This is a genomic window from Robinsoniella sp. (genome assembly GCF_034124845.1).
This window is the reverse complement of sequence record NZ_JAWYAJ010000203.1, coordinates 14,578-16,171: the sequence shown is the minus strand read 5'-3', so window position 1 is coordinate 16,171 and position 1,594 is coordinate 14,578. Positions and strand designations below refer to the sequence as shown.

At 46.8% G+C, this 1,594-nt stretch carries 1 protein-coding gene; it reads left to right on the top strand.

From position 1 onward, the window contains the following. A partial coding sequence (locus ACH2DQ_RS09440) for a SpaA isopeptide-forming pilin-related protein (protein ID WP_395026522.1) occupies positions 1-1,594 on the top strand: 1,594 nt, incomplete at both ends.

Genomic DNA, 1,594 nt, shown 5'->3' with positions numbered 1-1,594 from the left:
CAGAGGCGGAAACCCAGCCAAAATCGGAAGCCCCCACAGAGGCGGAAACCCAGCCAAAATCGGAAGCCCCCACAGAGGCGGAAACCCAGCCCAAAACAGAAGCTCCGACAGAGCCGGAATCCCAGCCGCCATCAGAATCACAAAACGAAACTTCCAACCGGGATCAGGGAATGCCAAAATTAGATATCCGGGATTTTAACCCGGAATCGATACAGGCAGCAGGAATAAAGGATCAGAATTTCGCCCGGGCGATATACGATTCTATAATGGCAGATCCATCTAATTTTCTGGATGGGAATACCTTGGAGAAAAATAATTTCTCAACCGTTGTGGAATTATTAAAATCTTATACTGGAACCATCTATGCAAGCAATAAGGACATTACCGACATAGAAGGAATCTCCGTACTGAAATCATGTGCGAAATGGGACATTTCATATAATCACATTGTGGATATCAGACCCCTGTCCATATCAAATGCGGTTATTGAATCGGAAGTCACGCCGGATGAGCAGACCTACTATGGCATTTTTGGACGCTCCATGGAAGTAAATGTATATGGCAATCCGATCCGTAAATATCCGCTCTGGGTAGGAGGCAGATTTAACTTACAGCCACTCCTGACGGATAATGTTGTGAAACTGGATGATGAAGTTCTGAAGTATGTCGTTGACGGAACGGATTCATTTGCCGGAACCTATACCGTGCCGCTCTCCTTTTATGCAGGGAATGATCATGTAAATATCCGCGAAGACAGTATTAAAATCCGGGAAATGGATGGCTCATCTACAGGGACCCAGGTTTCTGCTAAGGGCGGTAAAATCGAAAGCCTTGAACTGTCGAACATACTGGGAAGCGGTAAGCTGTTTATTACTTTGGGAGCCGCAAATGATTCCAGAATGAACTGGTTTGTAATAACCGATTCCGGGTTTGATGATGTGCAGTCAAACGCATCCACGATATCCTGGAGAATACCTTTTGAGATTAAAATGTATACAAAAGTTGAGAAAGGAACTGTTCACACTGACCACAGGATCTCCCTGATAAAAACCGGCCAAGATGATGGTAAGCCCAAAGGGGGCGCTAAATACGTCCTGTATCGGAAACAGGGTGACAGCTTTGCTCCGGAAACAGATATTATAATTGGCAGCTATATGACGGATGAGGATGGAAAAATAGAAGTAGAAGGATTAGCGGTGGGAGACTATTATTTTTTAGAAGTCAGTCCGCCTTCCGGCTATGACAAAAATCCCGCACCGACCGCTTTTTCTGTCCGTGACGGAGAATTGAAAATCAACGGAAAAAGCGGTAATAAAATTGATACGGGCGCGCTCCAGGGGGTCCAGGAATTAGTAGACGGGTCATTTGTCCAGGGAGGGGATGGGACAGACAACATAGATTTAGAAATCATTCCTCCCCAGGGCGGAGATCTGGATTCCCTGACCCTGAAGTGGACAGCGGGGAATCATAACGGAACAGCCGGGAAGATGACCTATATCGTTGGCAGCGGAGAATCAGCAGATCCATCCATCGTATATGTTCCCCACAGGAGTGCAGCAGAAGCAGCGGCGGAGGCGAAGCTCGCAGAAGCACG